This window comes from Yersinia sp. 1652 StPb PI, from assembly GCF_041538345.1.
Classification (GTDB): Bacteria; Pseudomonadota; Gammaproteobacteria; order Enterobacterales; family Enterobacteriaceae; genus Yersinia; species Yersinia enterocolitica_E.
This window is the reverse complement of record NZ_JAULSM010000002.1, coordinates 196,831-216,940: the sequence shown is the minus strand read 5'-3', so window position 1 is coordinate 216,940 and position 20,110 is coordinate 196,831. Positions and strand designations below refer to the sequence as shown.

The window sequence follows — 20,110 nt, the reverse complement described above, 5'->3', positions numbered from 1 at the left end:
TGTGGTTTATTGTACTAGATCACAGACCATAGCGTTGTGTAAGTTTTTCTGTACGTTCACGGCGGAAAATGTTTTTTCGCTACTGCATTTTCCGAGTTTTACCGGAGTAAAAGATCACATAACCAGCACAACCCACTATCATTTGAGTAAAACCCATTCAATTTAATCCTAATTTTATGCTGTTTACACCGCTTGTTTCTGCTTGTCTTAGTTGATTTACAGCATAAAACTCCTGTTTAATGACATGAAAAATAAAGTCTTATTAGAAAAATCTATTACTTTTGAGACTAAATCATTATTACTTATGAATAAAACGTTACATTCGATAAAACGTTAAGACCGACACAACAAGCACGTTCACAATGACAGATGGGGAATTCGCGGATGAAATTAACAAAAGGTAAAGTGTTGCTGGCTGGGTGTATAGCAATGGCGATGAGCCACTCTGTACTGGCTAAAGACATTAAAGTCGCCATTGTTGGCGCGATGTCAGGCCCGGTTGCCCAATATGGTGACATGGAATTTACCGGCGCACGTCAGGCTATTGCTGATATCAATGCCAAAGGTGGAATCAAAGGCGATAAACTGGTTGGCGTGGAATACGATGATGCCTGCGACCCGAAACAAGCTGTCGCCGTTGCCAACAAAGTCATTAACGACGGTATTCGTTATGTTATCGGCCATCTGTGCTCTTCTTCAACTCAGCCTGCCTCAGACATTTATGAAGATGAAGGCGTGATTATGATCACTCCTGCTGCAACCAATGCCGATCTGACCACGCGTGGTTATAAAATGATCATGCGCACCACCGGTTTGGATTCTGATCAAGGCCCAACCGCTGCCAAATATATCATTGAGACTATTAAGCCTAAACGTATTGCAGTGGTACATGATAAGCAGCAGTACGGTGAAGGCTTGGCGCGTTCTGTACGTGACAGCTTGAAAAAGCAAGGTACCGAAGTGGTGCTGTTTGAAGGCGTGACCGCGGGTGATAAAGATTTCTCTACGTTGGTGGCTCGTCTGAAGAAAGAGAATGTCGATTTCGTCTACTTTGGTGGTTACTACCCAGAGATGGGTCAGATCCTGCGTCAAGCGAAGCAAGCAGGTCTGACAGCTCGCTTTATGGGGCCAGAGGGTGTTGGTAACTCCTCACTATCTAATATCGCTGGTGACGCTTCTGAAGGCATGCTGGTGACATTACCGAAACGTTATGATCAGGTGCCAACTAACCAGCCTATTGTTGATGCGCTGAAAGCGAAGAAACTTGACCCAACCGGTCCGTTTGTTTGGACAACCTATGCTGCATTGCAATCGCTAACCACGGCAATGGAACGTAGCGGCAGCCAAGAGCCGGCTGATTTGGTCAAAGATCTGAAAACTGGTAAGCCGGTTGAAACAGTGATGGGGCCATTGAGTTGGGATGAAAAAGGCGATTTGAAAGGGTTTGAATTCGGTATTTTTGAATGGCACGCAGATGGTTCTTCAACTGCGGTCAAATAACAATAATATTAGAATCATCAAGTTGTAGGGTTGCTCCCGCAGCAACCCGGCCCCTTTTACCAACTGCATCCCCCATGTTTCGGGGGGATTTTCCTCTCTGCACACAGTAGATTTGGCGCAGTTGGCTAGGGCAGCCAGGCAAGTGAATCAAAGGGTTAGGGTATGTCAGAGCAGTTTCTTTATTTTCTGCAACAGATGTTCAACGGTGTTACGTTGGGCAGCACGTATGCGCTGATCGCCATTGGTTATACCATGGTGTACGGCATTATCGGCATGATCAACTTTGCTCACGGCGAAGTGTATATGATCGGCAGCTACGTTTCGTTTATCGTGATCGCCGCATTGATGATGATGGGGATCGACGCTAGCTGGTTATTGATCGGCTCTGCTTTTCTCGTCTCTATCGTGATCGCCAGTGCTTATGGCTGGAGTATTGAACGGGTGGCCTATAAGCCGGTTCGTAGCTCCAAGCGTTTGATTGCACTGATCTCGGCGATTGGGATGTCAATCTTCCTGCAAAACTACGTCAGCTTGACGCAAGGCTCACGGGATTTAGCACTACCGAGTTTGGTTACCGGGCAATGGACTTTGGCAGAAACCAATGGGTTTGCCGCGACCATAAGCACCATGCAACTGACCATCTGGGTAGTCACTTTCTTGGCGATGCTGGCATTAACCTTATTTATCCGCTATTCCCGTATGGGGCGTGCCTGCCGTGCCTGTGCTGAAGACTTAAAAATGGCGAGCCTGCTGGGTATTAATACTGACCGGGTTATCTCGCTGACCTTTGTTATCGGGGCATTGATGGCCGCCGTGGCAGGGGTATTACTTGGCCAGTTCTATGGGGTTATCAACCCATATATTGGTTTTATGGCCGGTATGAAAGCCTTCACCGCAGCCGTATTAGGTGGCATTGGTAGTATTCCTGGCGCGATGATCGGTGGCTTGATTCTGGGTGTGGCTGAAGCATTAACTTCTGCTTATCTAAGCACTGAATACAAAGATGCAGTTTCATTCGCATTGCTGATTGTGGTGCTGCTTGTTATGCCTACTGGGATCTTAGGCCGTCCAGAGGTTGAAAAAGTATGAAACAACTCAACTTTGTTAATGCCATTATTTCCAGTTTTGTGCTCTTCGTCCTCGCCTCGTTTGTAATGGGTTTGCAGTTGCAGTTAGACGGCACCAAACTCATTGTGCAAGGGGCGGCAGAAGTCCGCTGGCTGTGGATTGGCGCGGGTTGTATCGTGGTGTTTTTCTTCCAACTGGTGCGCCCGTACATCCAGCAAGGTATTAAAAAAGTCTCTGGTCCGGCATGGGTATTGCCTAGTTTTGATGGCACCACCCCCCGTCAAAAACTATTAGCCGCAGCAATTATTATCGCCGCAATCGCCTGGCCGTTCCTGGTCTCCAGAGGTTCAGTGGATATTGCGACCCTGACGTTGATTTATGTCATGTTGGGGTTGGGATTGAACGTTGTCGTGGGGCTGTCTGGCCTGTTGGTACTAGGCTACGGTGGATTCTATGCCATTGGTGCCTATACCTATGCGCTGTTGAATCACTATTACGGTTTAGGTTTTTGGGAGAGTTTACCGCTGGCTGGCATAGTCGCAGCACTGTCTGGCTTCTTGTTGGGCTTCCCGGTATTACGCTTGCGGGGGGATTACCTGGCGATTGTCACTTTGGGTTTCGGTGAAATTGTGCGTATTTTGCTGCTCAATAATACGGAAATCACTGGTGGACCGAATGGGATTAGCCAAATTCCAAAACCAACACTGTTTGGTTTAGAGTTCAGCCGCACTGCGAAGGATGGCGGTTGGGATACTTTCCACAACTTCTTTGGCCTGACTTATGATCCTAGTGACCGTATCATTTTCTTGTATATGGTGGCGTTGTTATTAGTGATCCTGACCTTGTTTGTGATCAATCGACTGCTGCGTATGCCGCTGGGCCGAGCATGGGAAGCATTGCGTGAAGATGAAATCGCCTGCCGCTCATTGGGCCTTAGCCCAACCAAAATCAAGCTGACTGCATTTACTATCAGTGCCGCGTTTGCTGGTTTTGCCGGTACTTTGTTTGCCGCCCGACAGGGTTTCGTTAGTCCTGAATCCTTCACCTTTGTTGAATCGGCTTTCGTGCTAGCGATTGTGGTGTTAGGTGGCATGGGGTCACAGTTCGCGGTCATCCTGGCGGCGGTATTGCTGGTGGTTTCGCGGGAATTAATGCGTGACCTCAATGCTTACAGTATGTTGCTGTTAGGTGCATTGATGGTACTGATGATGATTTGGCGTCCACAAGGGTTGCTGCCAATGAAACGGCCACAGCTAAAGCTAAAAGTCGCAGAGATAAAAGCTAAAAAAGGGGAGCAGATATGAATACGCAACCTTTGTTAGCAGTTGAAGGGCTGTCCATGCGTTTTGGTGGGTTACTGGCGGTGAACAATGTGGGTCTGACCCTCAATCAGGGTGAGATTGTCTCGCTGATTGGCCCTAATGGGGCAGGTAAGACCACAATTTTTAACTGCCTAACCGGTTTTTACCGCCCGACCGGCGGCACGATTAAGTTACGTGATCGTCATCTTGAAGGGCTACCCGGTCAGATGATTGCCCGAATGGGGGTGATTCGTACTTTCCAGCATGTGCGTCTGTTCCGTGAAATGACGGTGGTAGAGAACCTGTTGGTGGCTCAGCATCAGCACCTTAAAAGTGGGGTTTTTGCCGGTTTGCTGAAAACCCCCGGTTTTCGGCGAGCAGAGGCCGACGCGTTGGAGCGTGCAGCCACTTGGTTGGAGCGTGTCGGCCTATTAGAGCTGGCAAACCGACAGGCGGGGAATTTGGCCTATGGCCAGCAGCGTCGTCTGGAAATTGCCCGCTGCATGGTGACTCGCCCTGAGCTATTGATGTTAGATGAGCCCGCTGCAGGATTGAACCCCAAAGAGACTGATGAACTGAATCAGTTGATTATGGAGTTACGTGACCAACACCAAGTCTCGGTATTGTTAATCGAACATGATATGAAACTGGTGATGGGAATTTCTGATCGCATTTATGTGGTCAATCAGGGAACGCCGTTAGCACAAGGCACACCCAGCGAAATCCGTAATAACCCGGATGTGATCCGGGCCTATTTGGGCGAATAACTTATTTTTAAGTAAAAGTATTTTTGGGTAAATAAAAAGTGGGCGAGGCATAAACATAACATGTTGTCATTTAATAACGTTTCTGCCCATTACGGCAAAATTCAGGCATTGCATCAGGTTAGCCTGCATATTCAACAAGGTGAGATCGTTACACTGATTGGTGCTAACGGTGCGGGTAAAACCACACTGTTGGGGACATTGTGTGGTGAGCCGCGTGCGACCGAGGGCAGTATTGTTTTTGGTGAGCAGAATATTACGGATTGGCAGACTGCACGCATTATGCGTGAGGCGATTGCGATTGTTCCTGAAGGCCGACGGGTATTTTCCCGAATGACGGTTGAAGAAAATCTGGCGATGGGGGGATTTTTCGCTGATCGTCAGCAATATCAGCAACGTATTGAACGGGTTTACGATTTGTTCCCGCGATTATTTGAACGTCGGGCTCAGCGAGCAGGAACCATGTCTGGTGGCGAGCAACAGATGTTGGCGATAGGCCGTGCCCTGATGAGCCAGCCAAAATTACTGTTACTGGATGAACCTTCATTAGGATTAGCACCGATAATTATTCTGCAAATATTTGATACTATTCAACAATTACGAGAAGAAGGGATGACTATTTTCCTCGTTGAGCAGAATGCGAATCAGGCTTTGAAGTTAGCAGATCGTGGGTATGTACTAGAGAATGGTCGTATTGTTCTGGAAGACACGGGGGCTGCGTTGTTAGCTAATGAAGCCGTGCGTTCAGCTTATCTGGGCGGTTAAATCGTCGTTTTTCATTATCTATGAAGGCCCGTTTCCGGGCCTTAGTTATTAGCTAATCATAAAGCTATCTTCTAGCTGTTCGGCATCATGCCTGTGGTGTAATAGTGAAATTGAGTGTATCGCTATAACTTCCTTTATCGGTTGTCTTGGTATTATAAAGCCGTATGCGTGGTGACCAGCACATCTCACCGTTATTATCATTTCTCAACTGAATAAACTTTTTCTCTTTTGGCAGTAAAAAGTTTTTCGTATTACCTGCTTGGTTTTGAAATTCCACGGTATAACCGATGGTCTTATCACTCTCAGCTTCCTTTAACTGAAAATGTGCAGTGTTTGCTGCTAATCCATTTCGGTTGGTGGCGCTAATCATATAACGCGTCCGTTGAATCCCGGTGGCGCGATAGCGGATACAAAAACGGTTACCTGCTGGATTAATCAATGGCGCGTGTACGCTTTTCCCTTTAGCGCTGCGCCCAATTTTCTCAAGTAATTCATCTAAATCGAAAGACTTCAATTGCCATGTTTTCGCGTCCATACGGAATTTAGGATCAATTTTAAAGGCTTCTGGTGCCACGTTCGCCTGAGGATTAAAGAGTGTGCATTGTTTGCCATTCTGACCAAAGGAAACGCCAGTAGATGACATCAATGAGTGATATTGCCCTTTGTAATGGATCGCACCACCTACAGTTGCACCGATTCTGATATCCTTGAGGACATGTGCGGCAACTTTGAATGAAACATAGTAATACTTCTTGTCAAAGGGTGATGATTTGAGATCACGGTTGAACAGTATTTCCTGAGTATTATCATTCGAATCTGAGGGCGCTTCGCCATTGAGCGAAAGATTAGTGATATCATTAAATTGAATACTGAAATCTCGTGAGCCATCAGCGTTATAGAAATAAAGTGACAGGAGCGCACGCCGGTTAGGTAACCCGATATTTTTCATCTCATCAGTTGGGATATTTAGTAATTTTCCCCAGGCTAATATATGTTTTCCATTTACCATTGTTCCTGATGAGGAATATAAATCTTTCAGCATCGCCCGAAAATAAACCTCCACGCTGTCATCAGCGTTTAGTTTGATTTTGCAATTAGAGTATTGTTGGGTGTAGGGATAAAAATAGAGGTTTGCCATAGCTATAGGCTGAATTATTAGCAATAATAGCCCCATAAGGAATAGTCTGTATTTAACATTCACTTGATTATCTCTCCATGACTATCAGTTATTTATTTCAGCTATTCGTTTCAAATATTAATGTTAGCTGCCCGTGATATTTCCCTGCGGAATTTGGCCCACTGGGCGCTAATGCTGAAATATGTAATATATAGTCGGTACTGGTTTGGCGGGTTCTACCCTGGGTTATGTTGAATGTCTCAGGGATGGCTGATAACACGCGCAAGTTGGCGCGATCCGTGCCCCAGCGCACTTGCGCGGGGGAGAATGCCTGATCTGCTCCCGTCAATACAGTAGAGTGACGAGCCAGTATCAGTGGATTTTTCACCGAAATTCGAAATCCTTCTTGCCTGCGTAGCTTGACGACTACTGGGAGTTCCTTTTGATACAGCAAGTGATTTTCGGGGCTACTTTCCAGTTTTATACTGCTATACCAACCCCCTTTTGGCTTTTCAACCTCGATCCTGGGGTGTGCTGTCACTTCTAATCTGACATCGATATTCCCCAGAGGAATTGAATCTGCCCTTGCCTGTGAGGGGAGTAATAGGGATAGGGCGACGATTTTTATGATATTCATAATGTTCCTTATCTTTACCCTGCGATACATCGCAAGTTGAAGGGCTTATCCTCGATCATTCCTCGTACATCACTGACCGCCAGCTGCCGATGCTGGTCGGGATAGAGATTAAAGTCCTCTATATCCTGTTCCTGGGTTTTCAACTGACGCCACTGTAGGCGGGTGTTACCGGTATTCTCCAACACTATCCCCCCGTCAAGACAGCGGTGTGCCCACTGGGGTTGCGGTGATGCAGCCAGATGCCTGACCAATCCCATATAACTTAACTGCACCCCCAACACGGCAGTATGGCCACCGGTAACTTGCAGGTTATTAACCGGTGCTACTGCGAGTCGATATACCTGCTCTTTATCCGGCGTGCTAAGTGCTTTAAGAAATATTCTCCCACTCTGTTTTGGTCCCAGAGTTAGTTTTGCTGGGAATGCAAACAGTGCGGGATGTCGCTGTTCGCCTACCGAGGTTAGTGATTCTTGTTCTGGCGACTCGCCTGGGTTATTAAGCTGGTACAGTTGAACTGTCACGTACTCAGGGTCTAAACCGTAATTAGTTACTGTCACCACCGTACTTTCCTGCTCTATTTCCAGCACATGTGGCTGAATATCTATGGCGCTGAAAACCGAGGGCGGCAGGAGGCTAGCCGCAATGAACAGTAAACGTTTCATTATCTACCTTACCGCTGAGCTGTTTGGTTGACAGGGTGATGGGGGTTCCGGGATATAGATTCAGGCTATCTGTCTTGTCGCCGGAGTTCAGTTGCTCAAATTTGCTATGAACCGTACCGCTGGAGGTAAGCATGAGATGACCGCCCGGCAAGCATTGATGCTGCCAGTGACGAACCTGTGCAGTTAAAGGGGGCACATGATGAATCAACACACCATAACCAATACTGATGGTCATAGGAGCATGGATTTTGCTTTTGTCCTCATGCTGACCGACCGCTTTGATATCGACTACCGGGTTGATATACAGCCGATACAGCGTTTCCTGCGTCGGAGATTTTAAGGGCAATAGTTTAATATCACGCTTCTGCTTCGGTCCTAAAGTAATCCGGTTGGGGTTAAAAATCATTTCAGGCTGCGAGATATCACTTATCAGTGTTTTCTGTTCAGGATGCACCCCGGGGTTATCTACTCGTTGTAGTGTGATATCCAGATACAGTGGCTTATCACCGCTGTTATAGACCTGGATTGTCCGGTGTTGGTCCAGTGATTCCACTGTGGTACGGGTAGGGATAGCCACTAACTGCGCATAAGTAGCGGTAATCGGCGCCAACAAGAAGGCGAGAGTGAAGAGTAAATAAGCATATTTCATAACAATTCCTGTTGGTATTAATCCAAGTGACAAAGATAAATATGATCGCGTTGCTGGCTCATATTGCAGCGGTAACGGGCTAAGTTGTTTTGAACCTGAATATTTTTCAGCTTGGCACGAGAGTGAATAGAAAATAGTCCATTGGGGTGGACGGTATCACCAGTTTCCTGAATAACCCCGCTAACAGGTTGTCCGTGCTCATCCTTGAGGAAACCGCTGTAAAGCAGGTTCAATGTGATATCGGCCTTACTGGAAAATACTTGCCCAGGATGGGCGCGAGCAATATTGACGGGTAGCTGAATATTCATATCCAGATCATTGCGTTCGGTATGTGTTTGCACAAAGAAACGGTCCTGATACCGTGGAATTGGTATAGCGTAAGTACCCGCGCCGGTTATCGGATGGCCTTCCGCATTGAAGCTATATGGCGTGCCAGCCAAGTCCGGTGTCTCTATCAGTAATGCGGTTCCGCTGTAGCTGCTGCGACCTAATGCCATACCTTGCGGGCTGATAGCCAGCATGCCGCTATAACTGATGCTGCCATTGGCTATCTTGTTATCAACTCCCATTCGTGCCGATACATCACCACGGCTGCCACTGCGATAAGCAAAGCTGCCGATACTGGACGTTTTCCCACTGGTACTGCCATCAACACCCAAGGTGCTGGTGCCATAGTTATCGTTAAACTCTTTTTGATAACTGGCACTGGTAACTAACTGCTGCTGATCATAGGCACTGTTGATACTGGCACTGCTTTTGATAAATGAGAGCGTGGTATTCAGAAATACACCGTAATTATTTTGGTTGCTCCATTGCCCACCTTTTTGTACACCCAGGGACAGTGCAAGGTTGTATTGTGGCCGACGCCAATCCCAGCGGCCTTGGATACGATGTTGCTGGCTGGTGTTAAATTGATTGAATTGATAGCTAAGTTGGACTGGCCCCAATTGGCGACTATAAGAAGCTGATGTGCTACCCGCGTTTGGTGCATATATAGACACATCTGGCGTTTGATAGCGGGATACCGCTGCATATCCCAGTGCGGTACTTCCACCGGCGATGCGCAGATAGCCTCCATCACGTTTTTCGCCAGACATCACGCCCAGAGTCGGGGTAAGATCGAGATCAGAAAAAATGTAGGGGCGCGAAATACTCCCTTCTGCTGCCCAGTGGCTAGCGCTATCTTTGAGTAGCGTGATATTCGTTTGCACGCTTTGCAGGTTCATACTGCGACCAAACTGCATCAGGTGGGGAGAGCTACGGTTACGCGCCATTCCTTTACCCATAGTCAGGAACCAGCCATTATTGGTTTGAGTGCTGATATTACTGATGGTTTGGCTTTCCTGACTGACGACTTTCCCTGTACGGTCGACTAACCGGATCTCAACGTTGTAATAGCCGCCGGGAAGTTGGTTGTAATCAATTTCATTACGGCCCAGTTGAGCAGGGATTCGGCGGATAAGTTGGTTATCGCGATAGATTTCGAAATCGCCATCGCTGGTGGCATATAGCACTAAGCTGCCCGCGGAGGGCTTATCAATAGCTAAATAACTTTGGCTGCCCAGCGTCACGAATTGGTCTAAAGCAGGGTTAATCAGGGTATGAATGCTGCCAGCACTGTTATCCAGATTATTTTGTCTACCTGCCCGTAGGTAGAGTGCCTGGAAGTTCTTTTGCAAGTACCAACTATCGATACCCATTTGAGTTTGCTGCTGATATTGAGCCTGATGTGTGGTGTGATAGTTGCTCTTTGAACGGGTGGTGTTATAAAACCAATTGGCAAAGCCAAAAGATTGCAAGGGTAGACCAATATATCCTTGCCCACGGCCTGAAATAGCGCGGTAATTTTCTGCGGTCATACGCAGGTCAAAGGATTGATTATGGACCAATCCCCAAGTAGTGACGGGCATTAAATAACGGTTGCTGTTATTGGTTATCGTTACTACATTATTGACCTTATCTACGGTGACGCGATGGTTAGATAAGATATAATCGCAGCCATTCTTGCATTGCAAATAAGGTATTTGGGGTAAAATGTTTTCTAATAAAATAATTGATTTTTCATCAATGTGGTTATTGCGATATTGTTGTTGATCAAAACTTAACTGCTGTTTTTTTTCCGAGAAAAAAAATGGGCGGGGTAATGTTTTACCCTCTAATATGCCCAATAATTGTAGTGTGTCGTTTTCTTCCGCCGCGGAAAAACCGGCAGGCACTAAGTGTTCGATCGTTATCTCTTCTGCCGGTGCTGAAGTAATTGTAGCCAGTAATAACAAAAGTAAAGTGGCCTTATTAATTATTGAATTATCTGTCATAGGATTCCATTCCACTGTTAACTATGGCGAGATGCTCCTTCCATTTGACCAATGTATTTTTATGGTTATAGCTATACCATTACGTTATATTTTTGATTCAAAGGAGCATGCAGCCAGGAGTTTACCCCCTGACTGTATGTGTAAAAAATAAGGAAATTATGATGTTTTTACTAAATTAAGCAGCCGTTTCAATAACAAGATTAAGTGTGCCAGTGTATACTTCGGCAGACTTAATTCCGTTATTTCGTACGCTAATGTTTAGAGTGGTATCCAGTACTGAGTTAGTTAAAGGGAACATTGCGGCGCCACCAAGCCCAACATGAGCAGCTCCATTCAGCATCCTGTCACCTAACATTACAACAGGGTCGGATTGTATTTTTGAACCATTGTTAGACACTAAATTAAATGGTTTTCCAAGACCAATACGAACTTTACTGTCGCCATTAGATTCTACTCGGATGTTCTCTGTCGCACTGTATGAACTCATGGTGGCGTCCATGTTAAGTTTAATCGAAGTCAGATCATCACCGTTTGACTTAGAAAATTTAACTATTTTAGGTACTTCTAATTCAACTGTGATTTCTTTCGTTAATGCAGGTTTAAAATAGACATTCTGATCAGACTGATTCATATTCTGCATGCCTTGAACTTGAGCCTTATTTATACCAGACTGTAAACTTGCTGCTAGATTAGCATTGGCACTAACGCTGGTGGCTAATATTGCCATGGTTACCATAGAAAGTAGCGTCTTTTTCATTATTAAATACCTGATAGTCCGTTATATTTAAAATCCTTATCCGACTGGAAAGGGATTAATGATGCTTGTGGCTTTTGTGGTGATGATGAGGGTGTTAAAAATCGTGTTAATACACTTCCGCATAAGCCGGAAAGAACACTAACATTTTAAATGGCATTTTTTCAAGTGAGAGTTACTCCTATTTTATTGTGCTGATCATGTTGCATTTAATATTGTTATGGATGATTGGTGTAATATTATTAATTTTTATTCTTTATGGAATTTTTAGTGTTTATATGTAGGTTTTTACGTTTTTTTTAATTTAACCTTGTTTTTTAAATGGCGGTAACTTTATTTTTATAATGGTTTGTGTTATTCGAATAATTAATGATGTTGATATATCTTGTTTATTTTATTGTCATTTTTATGTCATGTAATTGTTATATTTCCGTCATGAAAGGGTGTCATGTTTGCTTGCGAACAAAAACTGATTTATTTCGCTCACTTGTCCACAGTAATTCATTGATGTGAGCCATACGGATTTATTCAGGGGCCAATATGTTTAATAAAATCATTCGTAAGACATCGCTTGGTATTGCGCTGACATTGGCATTTAGTGCCAATGCGATGGCAGTGACTGAAATTCCTTTTTGGCATTCGATGGAAGGGGAGTTAGGTGTCGAGGTTAATTCATTAGCTGACCGATTTAACCAGTCCCATAGCGACTATAAAATCGTACCCGTATATAAAGGGAACTACGAACAGAGCCTGGCGGCAGGGATAGCAGCGTTTCGCTCGGGTAAAGCCCCCGCAATCTTGCAGGTGTATGAAGTGGGCACTGCCACCATGATGGCCAGCAAAGCGATTAAGCCAGTATTCCAAGTATTTAAAGATGCCAATATCAAATTTGATGAATCGGTGTTCGTGCCAACAGTCGCCGGTTATTACACCGATGCCAAGACTGGCCACTTATTATCTCAACCATTTAACAGTTCCACTCCCGTGTTGTATTACAACAAAGATGCCTTTAAGAAAGCAGGTTTGAACCCGGATCAACCACCAAAAACATGGCAGGAATTGGCGGCCGATACTGCAAAACTGCGCGCAGCGGGTTCAAGCTGTGGGTACGCCAGCGGCTGGCAGGGTTGGATTCAAATTGAAAACTTCAGTGCATGGCACGGTCAACCCATTGCCAGCCGGAATAATGGTTTTGATGGCACCGATGCGGTACTGGAATTCAATAAACCAGTACAGGTTAAGCATATCCAGTTGCTGTCAGATATGAATAAAAAAGGTGATTTCACCTATTTTGGCCGCAAAGATGAGTCAACGGCCAAGTTCTATAACGGTGATTGTGCCATTACTACGGCCTCTTCCGGTTCACTTGCTGATATCCGCCATTACGCCAAATTTAACTATGGCGTTGGCATGATGCCTTACGATGCTGACGAGAAAAATGCACCACAAAACGCCATTATCGGCGGTGCCAGTCTGTGGGTGATGGATGGCAAAGATAAAGACACTTACAAAGGTGTCGCTGAATTCCTGCAATACTTGGCTCAACCAGAAATTGCTGCCGAATGGCATCAGAAGACGGGGTACCTGCCAATCACGACGGCAGCCTATGAGCTGACCAAACAGCAAGGTTTCTATGATAAGAACCCAGGTGCTGACGTGGCGACTCGCCAGATGTTGAACAAACCGCCATTGCCGTACACCAAAGGCTTGCGTCTGGGCAACATGCCACAGATCCGTACCGTGGTAGATGAAGAGCTGGAAGGGGTGTGGACCGGTAAGAAAACAGCTCAAGAAGCGTTGGATAGCGCCGTTAAACGTGGTGATGTGTTACTGCGCCGCTTTGAACAAGCTAATCAATAAGGTTATTTGGCTACTCTACTTGCCAGTTTGGGTGCACTGTTCGCACCCAAACTGCCTGCGCCAATAACGCCAACCAATAGTGCTGTACGGTATTAAATTAGGGCGTCACGTTTTCAATTAGCACGCTGGTGTAATCAATATCACGTCTGATAAACGGTTAATTTTATGTCATCTTCCCGTCCCGGTTTCTCCTGTAGTTGGTTGCCTTACCTGTTGGTATTGCCCCAACTGGCCATTACCGCTGTTTTCTTCCTGTGGCCTGCCGGTGAGGCGCTGTGGTACTCGGTACAAATGTTGGACCCTTTTGGTCTCTCCAATAAATTTGTCGGGCTGAGTAACTTTATTCAGCTTTTTCAGGATGAATACTATTTGGCTTCGTTTTATACCACGCTGATTTTTAGCTCGTTGGTGGCTGGTATTGGTTTGATTGTTTCGCTGTTTCTGGCCGCCATGGTGGATTACGTTCTGCGCGGCAGTCGTATCTATCAAACCTTAATGATTCTGCCGTATGCGGTGGCCCCTGCTGTCGCTGCTGTATTGTGGATTTTCCTGTTCAATCCGGGGCTGGGGTTGATAACACATTTCCTTGCCACATTGGGTTACAACTGGAACCACGCGCAAAACAGCGGGCAGGCCATGTTCTTGGTGGTGTTGGCTTCAGTATGGAAGCAAATCAGTTATAACTTCCTGTTTTTCCTTGCCGCGCTGCAATCCATTCCGCGCTCATTGGTTGAAGCCGCTGCTATTGACGGCGCCGGACCAGTACGCCGCTTCTTTAATCTGGTGTTGCCGCTGATTTCACCGGTCAGTTTCTTCCTGCTGGTGGTGAATCTGGTCTATGCCTTCTTCGATACTTTCCCCGTTATCGATGCGGCGACGGGCGGTGGGCCGATGCAAGCCACGACGACCCTGATTTATAAAATTTATCGCGAAGGCTTTGCTGGTCTGGACTTATCTAGCTCTGCCGCTCAGTCGGTGGTGCTGATGTTACTGGTGATTGGCCTGACGGTTATCCAGTTCCGTTTTGTTGAACGTAAGGTGCGTTACCAATGATTGAGAATCGTCGTGGGTTGGACATTTTTTGTCACGTCATGCTGATTATCGGCGTGTTACTGATCCTGTTCCCACTGTATGTGGCTTTTGTTGCCGCGTCGCTGGATGACACTCAAGTGTTTCAGGTACCGATGACCCTGATCCCCGGGCCTTATTTGTGGCAGAACATTAGCCACATCTGGCATGTCGGGGTGGGGAATAACAGTGCGCCTTTCGGGCTGATGTTGTTTAACAGTTTCGTGATGGCGTTTGCGATTACTGTTGGCAAAATCACCGTGTCGATGTTGTCTGCTTATGCCATCGTTTACTTTCGCTTCCCGCTACGTAACCTGTTTTTTTGGTTGATTTTCCTGACCCTGATGCTGCCGGTGGAAGTGCGTATTTTCCCAACAATTCAGGTGATTGCGAACCTGAATATGCTCGACAGTTATACCGGGTTGACCCTGCCGCTGATGGCGTCAGCCACCGCAACCTTCTTATTCCGCCAGTTCTTTATGACCCTGCCCGATGAGCTATTGGAAGCGGCGCGCATTGACGGTGCCGGGGCGATGCGCTTTTTTTGGGATATCGTATTGCCACTATCTAAAACCAATTTGGCCGCGCTGTTTGTGATCACTTTTATCTATGGTTGGAACCAATATCTTTGGCCAATTCTGATTACCAGCGATGCCTCTATGGGCACCGCGGTGGCTGGGATAAGGAGCATGATCTCTAGCTCAGGTGCGCCAACTCAATGGAATCAGGTGATGGCAGCGATGATCCTGACTTTAATTCCACCGGTCTCGGTGGTCCTTCTGATGCAGCGTTGGTTTGTACGCGGCCTGGTAGACAGTGAGAAGTAATCTGATATGGCATGTTTAAAACTTCAGGCAGTAACCAAATCTTATGACGGCGTCACGCCAGTGATTAAACAAATTGATTTAGATGTCGCCGACGGTGAATTCATCGTGATGGTTGGCCCCTCTGGCTGTGGTAAATCGACGCTGCTGCGTATGGTTGCTGGATTGGAGCGCACCACCAGTGGTGATATCTATATTGATAATCAGCGGGTTACCCATCTGGAACCCAAAGATCGTGGCATCGCGATGGTGTTTCAGAACTACGCGCTGTATCCCCACATGAGTGTGTTCGACAACATGGCTTATGGCCTGAAAATTCGTGGTTTTGGCAAAGAGCAGATCCGCCAGCGAGTGGATGAAGCCGCACGTATTCTGGAACTGCAACCGCTACTAAAACGTAAACCGCGTGAACTATCTGGCGGCCAGCGGCAGCGGGTGGCAATGGGGCGGGCCATTGTGCGTGAACCGGCGGTTTTCTTGTTTGATGAGCCACTTTCCAATCTGGATGCCAAACTGCGGGTGCAGATGCGCCTTGAGCTGCAACAGTTGCACCGCCGACTAAAAACCACCAGTCTATATGTGACCCATGATCAGGTTGAGGCGATGACATTGGCTCAGCGGGTGATTGTGATGAATAAAGGGGTTGCCGAACAAATTGGTACGCCAAGCGAGGTTTACCAACGGCCAGCGACACTGTTTGTGGCCAGTTTTATCGGCTCGCCTGCGATGAATTTGTTAGCCGGAACCGTCAGCCCGGATGGCGGCGGGTTTATTTTATCTGATGGCCTAACTCTGCCGTTGGAACAGCCTCGGCCACAATGGGCGGATCGGCGCTTGACCCTCGGCATTCGCCCGGAGCATATTCAGCAGGCAACTTCGGCGCAGGGTATACCGATGCCACTATTGACGCTGGAATTGTTGGGTGCAGATAATCTGGCACATGGTCAGTGGGGTGGACAGAGTGTTATTGCCCGCCTATCCCACGAGGAAATGCCTGCGGTGGGCAGTACATTACATTTATATTTACCGCCAACGGCGCTGCACTTTTTTGATTCAGATAGCGGACTACGGATGGAATCATGAGTAAAAACTGGCCTTACCCTTCGATCGTCGCTCACCGCGGTGGTGGTTCACTGGCACCGGAAAACACCTTAGCAGCCATTGATGTTGGCGCTCGTTATGGCCACAAGATGATTGAGTTTGACGTAAAATTATCGCACGACGGCCAGATATTTCTATTGCATGACGATACGCTGGAACGCACCAGTAATGGCTGGGGAGTTGCCGGTGATTTGTCATGGGAAAACCTTTTTCAGTTAGATGCCGGAGACTGGTATAGCACAGCATTTCGTGGTGAGCGCCTGCCTCTTTTATCCGAAGTGGCAGCTCGCTGTGCACAGCATGATATGGCCGCTAATATCGAGATTAAACCCACCACTGGCACTGAAATAGCCACTGGCCGAGCTATTGCACTGGCTGCCCGCTTGTTGTGGCAAGGTCAGGCGATACCGCCGTTATTGTCCTCTTTTTCGTTTGATGCATTAGCAGCAGCCCAACAGGCCGCACCTGAGCTGCCACGTGGTTTATTGTTGGATAAATGGGATGACAACTGGCAGGCGATGACCCGTCAGTTGGATTGTGTCTCTTTGCACATTAACCACAAACAGTTGACCGCGGAGCGAGTAGCGTTACTCAAAGCCGCCGGGCTGCGTATTTTGGTCTATACCGTCAACCAACCGGCGCGTGCGCAGGAATTGTTAAAGTGGGGCGTTGACTGTATCTGTACTGACCGTATAGATTTGATATGCCCTCGTTCTTGAAGCTACAGGGGTGTTAGCTTGCCGCCTACCTGTAACTCCAATGACTTTGATATAAATAAAACAGGAAACAGAGTAGGTCAGCCATTCTTACATTTACGGGCTGGTCTGGCCCGGCTTGACAGGAAGTGAACCATGCCCGCCTTTGTTATTTCGCTTTGGCACCAGATTGTGTTGTCTTCACCGTTATTTGTGCTGCTTGCGCTGGGTTACTGTTTGGTACGATTTGGTAAATGGCCCTCTACCATAACGGATGGCCTGACCCGCTTTGTTTTCTCCCTCGCATTGCCCGCTATGCTGTTTCGTATGATGTGCGATTTCTCTGAGCGCCCAGCGGTGGATGCACGCCTGCTGATTGCCTTTTTTGGTAGTTGTCTGGTGGTGTTTGTTATCGGGCGGATTGTTGCCAGCCGGATATTTCATCTGGATGGCGTGTCTGGTTCCGTTTTTGCCCTCGGCGGCATTTTCTCTAATAACGTGATGCTGGGCCTGCCTATTGCCACCATTATGTTGGGGGAGAAATCTATCCCAGCAGTGGCGCTGGTTTTGGTGTTTAACGGCCTGATCCTCTGGACATTAGTCACCATCTCGGTGGAGTGGGCGCGCAATGGCTCGCCAACACTGGAGGGCTTTGCGAAAACTGCCCGTAGCGTGCTGACTAACCCTCTGATTATAGGCATTATTTCTGGCACTTTATTCAGCCTGACTGGTCTGCAATTACCGCAGTTTATTGATCAACCTGTAACCATGTTAGGGCAGGTAGCACCGCCGTTGTCGCTGATTGTATTGGGAATGGGGCTGGCGGAATATCGCGTCACGGAAGGCTGGCAAATCAGCAGTGCGATCTGTTTTCTCAAATTGATTGTTCAGCCGATGGTGATTTGGGCATTGGCATGGGCGATGGGCCTGCCAACGCTGGAAACGCAGGTGGTGGTATTACTGGGGTCAATGGCTACCGGCGTGAATGTGTATCTGATGTCACGCCAGTTTAATGTACTGACTGGCCCCGCCGCCGCCAGTTTGGTGATGTCTACAGTGCTTGCCGCGGTCACAACACCGTTAATCCTGACCATTATCGGCGTGGGAATGTAACTCTTAGGTGATTATTGGAATAGTACCTGACATGAAGATAGTTCGACTGGGTTAAATACGAGCAGATGTAAACCTAGTTTGTGCAAAGTTGCGTTGTGGCTTCCGCTACAATTGCACTTTATCTTCTCAATGAGCCAAACTATCGTGTTGTTACTGGTCGTTACCACCATTTTATGGGCATTTTCATTTAGCCTGATTGGCGAATATCTGGCAGGACAGGTGGATAGTTGGTTCTCTGTGCTAATGCGGGTTGGGCTAGCCGCGCTGGTCTTTTTGCCGTTCTTGCGCTGGAAAAACATCCACTGGCGGGTGATCCTGCTGTACATGGCTGTGGGTTCAATTCAGTTAGGTATCATGTACTTGTTCAGCTTCCGTGCCTATCTCTACCTGACGGTACCGGAATTCTTGCTGTTCACGGTGATGACCCCGCTGTATGTCACTTTGATCTATGATTTACTGCGCCGCCAGCGCTTGCGCTGGGGCTATGCTCTGAGTGCGTTACTGGCAGTAGTCGGGGCGGCTATCATTCGCTACGACCATTTGAGCGAGCATTTTTGGTGGGGGTTGCTGCTGGTTCAGGCGGCAAACCTCTGTTTTGCCATCGGACAAGTGGGCTACAAACGCTTGATGGAAGTCCACCCGATCCCACAGCATGTGGCATTCTCATGGTTCTATATTGGTGCTTTCGCCGTCGCGGTTGTTGCCTGGTTTGCCTTTGGTAACCCACAAAAACTACCCACGACGCAATTGCAGTGGGGCGTGTTGGTGTGGCTGGGCGTCGGGGCTTCTGCGTTAGGTTATTTCATGTGGAACTATGGCGCGACACAAGTCGATGCTGGCACCTTGGGGATCATGAATAACGTGCATGTTCCGGCTGGGCTGCTGGTGAATCTGGCGATTTGGCAAGAAAAGCCCCATTGGCCCAGTTTTATCATTGGGGCAATTGTGATAATGGCTTCGCTATGGGTACACCGGCATTGGGTCGCTCCGCATTCTTTACAAACGGCAGACTCTCGCAAGCGTGTTGCCGGGCCGAACGAATAAAAGCTTCAGTAACCGGTTGGCGCTGCTCTCCATCACGGACGGCCGCGTATAACCGGCTCCATAAACCATTTCCCAGTGTTTTAGTGACGACCAATCCCTGACGTTCGAAACTCTCTACCACCCAATGTGGTAGGGCGGCGATCCCCATGCGTGCTGACACCATTTGAATCAGTAGCAAAGTATTATCCACATTCTTCAGCGGCGGATTTACCCCCGCGGGTTGCAGGAAATGCCGCCAGACATCTAACCGTTGCCGCTGTACCGGATAAATCATTAACACTTCTTGCGCTAAATCTTCCGGCTCGATGCGGGCCTTATTGGCTAATGGGTGGTCTGGTGCCAGCACCAGACGCACCTCAAAATCAAACATTGGCGAATAGTGCAGACCACTGCGCGGCAAGATATCTGATGTCAGCACCAGATCCAGCTCCCCTTGCTGCAAGGCGGGTTGAGGATCGAAAGTCACGCCTGATTGGAAGTCCATCGCCACTTGCGGCCAGTTTTTGTGGAAGTTATCCAAGGCAGGTGCCAGCCACTGAATACAGCTATGGCATTCGATGGCGATGCGCAGCGCAGTTTGGTGCGGCTCATTGCAGGTTTGCAGTGCCTGTTTAATTTGTGGCAGCACTTGTTCTGCGAGTTGTAACAAGATCTCTCCCTGCGTAGTGAAACGTAGCGGCTGGCTTTTACGCACAAACAGACGGTAACCCAGACGTTGTTCCAGATCGCTGAATTGATGAGACAAGGCCGATTGGGTCTGATGAAGTTGCGTTGCCGCCGCCGCCAGCGAGCCGGTATTACGCAAAGCTTGCAGGGTGCGTAAGTGTTTCAGTTCGATCATGAGAGTCCTTCACAGTGACAGTGAACAAAATG

Annotated in this window: 19 protein-coding genes; 12 read left to right on the top strand and 7 right to left on the bottom strand. The window is 47.5% G+C overall.

What is annotated here, in order from left to right:
• Positions 1-384: 384 nt before the first annotated feature.
• The 5 genes from Q2T71_RS17590 to livF all read left to right on the top strand — a co-directional run bounded on the left by Q2T71_RS17590 (position 385) and on the right by livF (position 5,398).
• Positions 385-1,500, top strand: coding sequence for a branched-chain amino acid ABC transporter substrate-binding protein (locus Q2T71_RS17590; protein WP_083161965.1), 1,116 nt, complete (start codon positions 385-387; stop codon positions 1,498-1,500).
• 162 nt (positions 1,501-1,662) lie between these two features.
• A complete protein-coding gene (gene livH, locus Q2T71_RS17585) occupies positions 1,663-2,589 on the top strand; it encodes a high-affinity branched-chain amino acid ABC transporter permease LivH (RefSeq protein WP_083161967.1) in 927 nt (308 codons plus the stop codon).
• Positions 2,586-3,872 (top strand): high-affinity branched-chain amino acid ABC transporter permease LivM, encoded by a 1,287-nt coding sequence (locus Q2T71_RS17580; RefSeq protein WP_372560050.1) that lies wholly within the window; start codon positions 2,586-2,588, stop codon positions 3,870-3,872. The genes livH and Q2T71_RS17580 overlap by 4 nt, the downstream gene beginning before the upstream one ends.
• Positions 3,869-4,636, top strand: a complete 768-nt coding sequence (livG, locus tag Q2T71_RS17575) for a high-affinity branched-chain amino acid ABC transporter ATP-binding protein LivG (protein WP_083161971.1) — start codon at positions 3,869-3,871, stop codon at positions 4,634-4,636. The genes Q2T71_RS17580 and livG overlap by 4 nt, the downstream gene beginning before the upstream one ends.
• Positions 4,637-4,696: 60 nt before the next feature.
• Positions 4,697-5,398 (top strand): high-affinity branched-chain amino acid ABC transporter ATP-binding protein LivF, encoded by a 702-nt coding sequence (livF, locus tag Q2T71_RS17570; RefSeq protein ID WP_083161973.1) that lies wholly within the window; start codon positions 4,697-4,699, stop codon positions 5,396-5,398.
• 85 nt (positions 5,399-5,483) lie between these two features.
• Here the strand turns inward: livF and Q2T71_RS17565 are convergent, their stop codons facing one another.
• From Q2T71_RS17565 to Q2T71_RS17540, 6 genes are all read right to left on the bottom strand, one after another.
• Complete coding sequence (locus Q2T71_RS17565) at positions 5,484-6,599, bottom strand: hypothetical protein (protein ID WP_372560049.1); 1,116 nt, start codon at positions 6,597-6,599, stop codon at positions 5,484-5,486.
• A 34-nt stretch (positions 6,600-6,633) separates the two neighbouring features.
• Positions 6,634-7,152, bottom strand: a complete 519-nt coding sequence (locus Q2T71_RS17560; protein WP_372560048.1) for a fimbrial protein — start codon at positions 7,150-7,152, stop codon at positions 6,634-6,636.
• A gap of 14 nt (positions 7,153-7,166) precedes the next feature.
• Complete coding sequence (locus tag Q2T71_RS17555; RefSeq protein ID WP_372560047.1) at positions 7,167-7,814, bottom strand: hypothetical protein; 648 nt, start codon at positions 7,812-7,814, stop codon at positions 7,167-7,169.
• The gene (locus Q2T71_RS17550) at positions 7,786-8,463 is read right to left on the bottom strand and encodes a pilus assembly protein (RefSeq protein ID WP_372560046.1); all 678 of its coding nucleotides are present in this window, start codon (positions 8,461-8,463) and stop codon (positions 7,786-7,788) included. Before Q2T71_RS17550 ends, Q2T71_RS17555 begins: the two co-directional genes overlap by 29 nt.
• A 17-nt stretch (positions 8,464-8,480) precedes the next feature.
• Positions 8,481-10,778: a TcfC E-set like domain-containing protein gene (locus tag Q2T71_RS17545; RefSeq protein ID WP_372560045.1), complete on the bottom strand. Its 2,298-nt coding sequence runs from the start codon at positions 10,776-10,778 to the stop codon at positions 8,481-8,483.
• Between the two features lie 175 nt (positions 10,779-10,953).
• Positions 10,954-11,535: a CS1 type fimbrial major subunit gene (locus Q2T71_RS17540; protein ID WP_372560044.1), complete on the bottom strand. Its 582-nt coding sequence runs from the start codon at positions 11,533-11,535 to the stop codon at positions 10,954-10,956.
• Between the two features lie 537 nt (positions 11,536-12,072).
• Between Q2T71_RS17540 and ugpB the strand changes: the two genes are divergently transcribed.
• The 7 genes from ugpB (at position 12,073) to Q2T71_RS17505 (ending at position 19,237) form a co-directional block, all read left to right on the top strand.
• The gene (ugpB, locus tag Q2T71_RS17535; RefSeq protein ID WP_372560043.1) at positions 12,073-13,392 is read left to right on the top strand and encodes a sn-glycerol-3-phosphate ABC transporter substrate-binding protein UgpB; all 1,320 of its coding nucleotides are present in this window, start codon (positions 12,073-12,075) and stop codon (positions 13,390-13,392) included.
• A 165-nt stretch (positions 13,393-13,557) separates the two neighbouring features.
• Positions 13,558-14,445, top strand: a complete 888-nt coding sequence (ugpA, locus tag Q2T71_RS17530; RefSeq protein WP_372560042.1) for a sn-glycerol-3-phosphate ABC transporter permease UgpA — start codon at positions 13,558-13,560, stop codon at positions 14,443-14,445.
• The gene (gene ugpE / locus Q2T71_RS17525; RefSeq protein ID WP_372560041.1) at positions 14,442-15,287 is read left to right on the top strand and encodes a sn-glycerol-3-phosphate ABC transporter permease UgpE; all 846 of its coding nucleotides are present in this window, start codon (positions 14,442-14,444) and stop codon (positions 15,285-15,287) included. The genes ugpA and ugpE overlap by 4 nt, the downstream gene beginning before the upstream one ends.
• Positions 15,288-15,293: 6 nt before the next feature.
• A complete protein-coding gene (locus Q2T71_RS17520; protein WP_372560040.1) occupies positions 15,294-16,367 on the top strand; it encodes a sn-glycerol-3-phosphate import ATP-binding protein UgpC in 1,074 nt (357 codons plus the stop codon).
• Positions 16,364-17,104 (top strand): glycerophosphodiester phosphodiesterase, encoded by a 741-nt coding sequence (ugpQ, locus tag Q2T71_RS17515; protein ID WP_372560039.1) that lies wholly within the window; start codon positions 16,364-16,366, stop codon positions 17,102-17,104. The genes Q2T71_RS17520 and ugpQ overlap by 4 nt, the downstream gene beginning before the upstream one ends.
• Positions 17,105-17,236: 132 nt before the next feature.
• The gene (locus Q2T71_RS17510; protein ID WP_372560038.1) at positions 17,237-18,193 is read left to right on the top strand and encodes an AEC family transporter; all 957 of its coding nucleotides are present in this window, start codon (positions 17,237-17,239) and stop codon (positions 18,191-18,193) included.
• A 144-nt stretch (positions 18,194-18,337) separates the two neighbouring features.
• Positions 18,338-19,237 (top strand): carboxylate/amino acid/amine transporter, encoded by a 900-nt coding sequence (locus Q2T71_RS17505; protein WP_372560666.1) that lies wholly within the window; start codon positions 18,338-18,340, stop codon positions 19,235-19,237.
• Here the strand turns inward: Q2T71_RS17505 and metR are convergent.
• On the bottom strand, positions 19,125-20,078 hold the full coding sequence (gene metR, locus Q2T71_RS17500) for an HTH-type transcriptional regulator MetR (RefSeq protein ID WP_372560037.1): 954 nt from the start codon (positions 20,076-20,078) through the stop codon (positions 19,125-19,127). The genes Q2T71_RS17505 and metR overlap by 113 nt on opposite strands.
• Between the last annotated feature and the right edge of the window lie 32 nt (positions 20,079-20,110).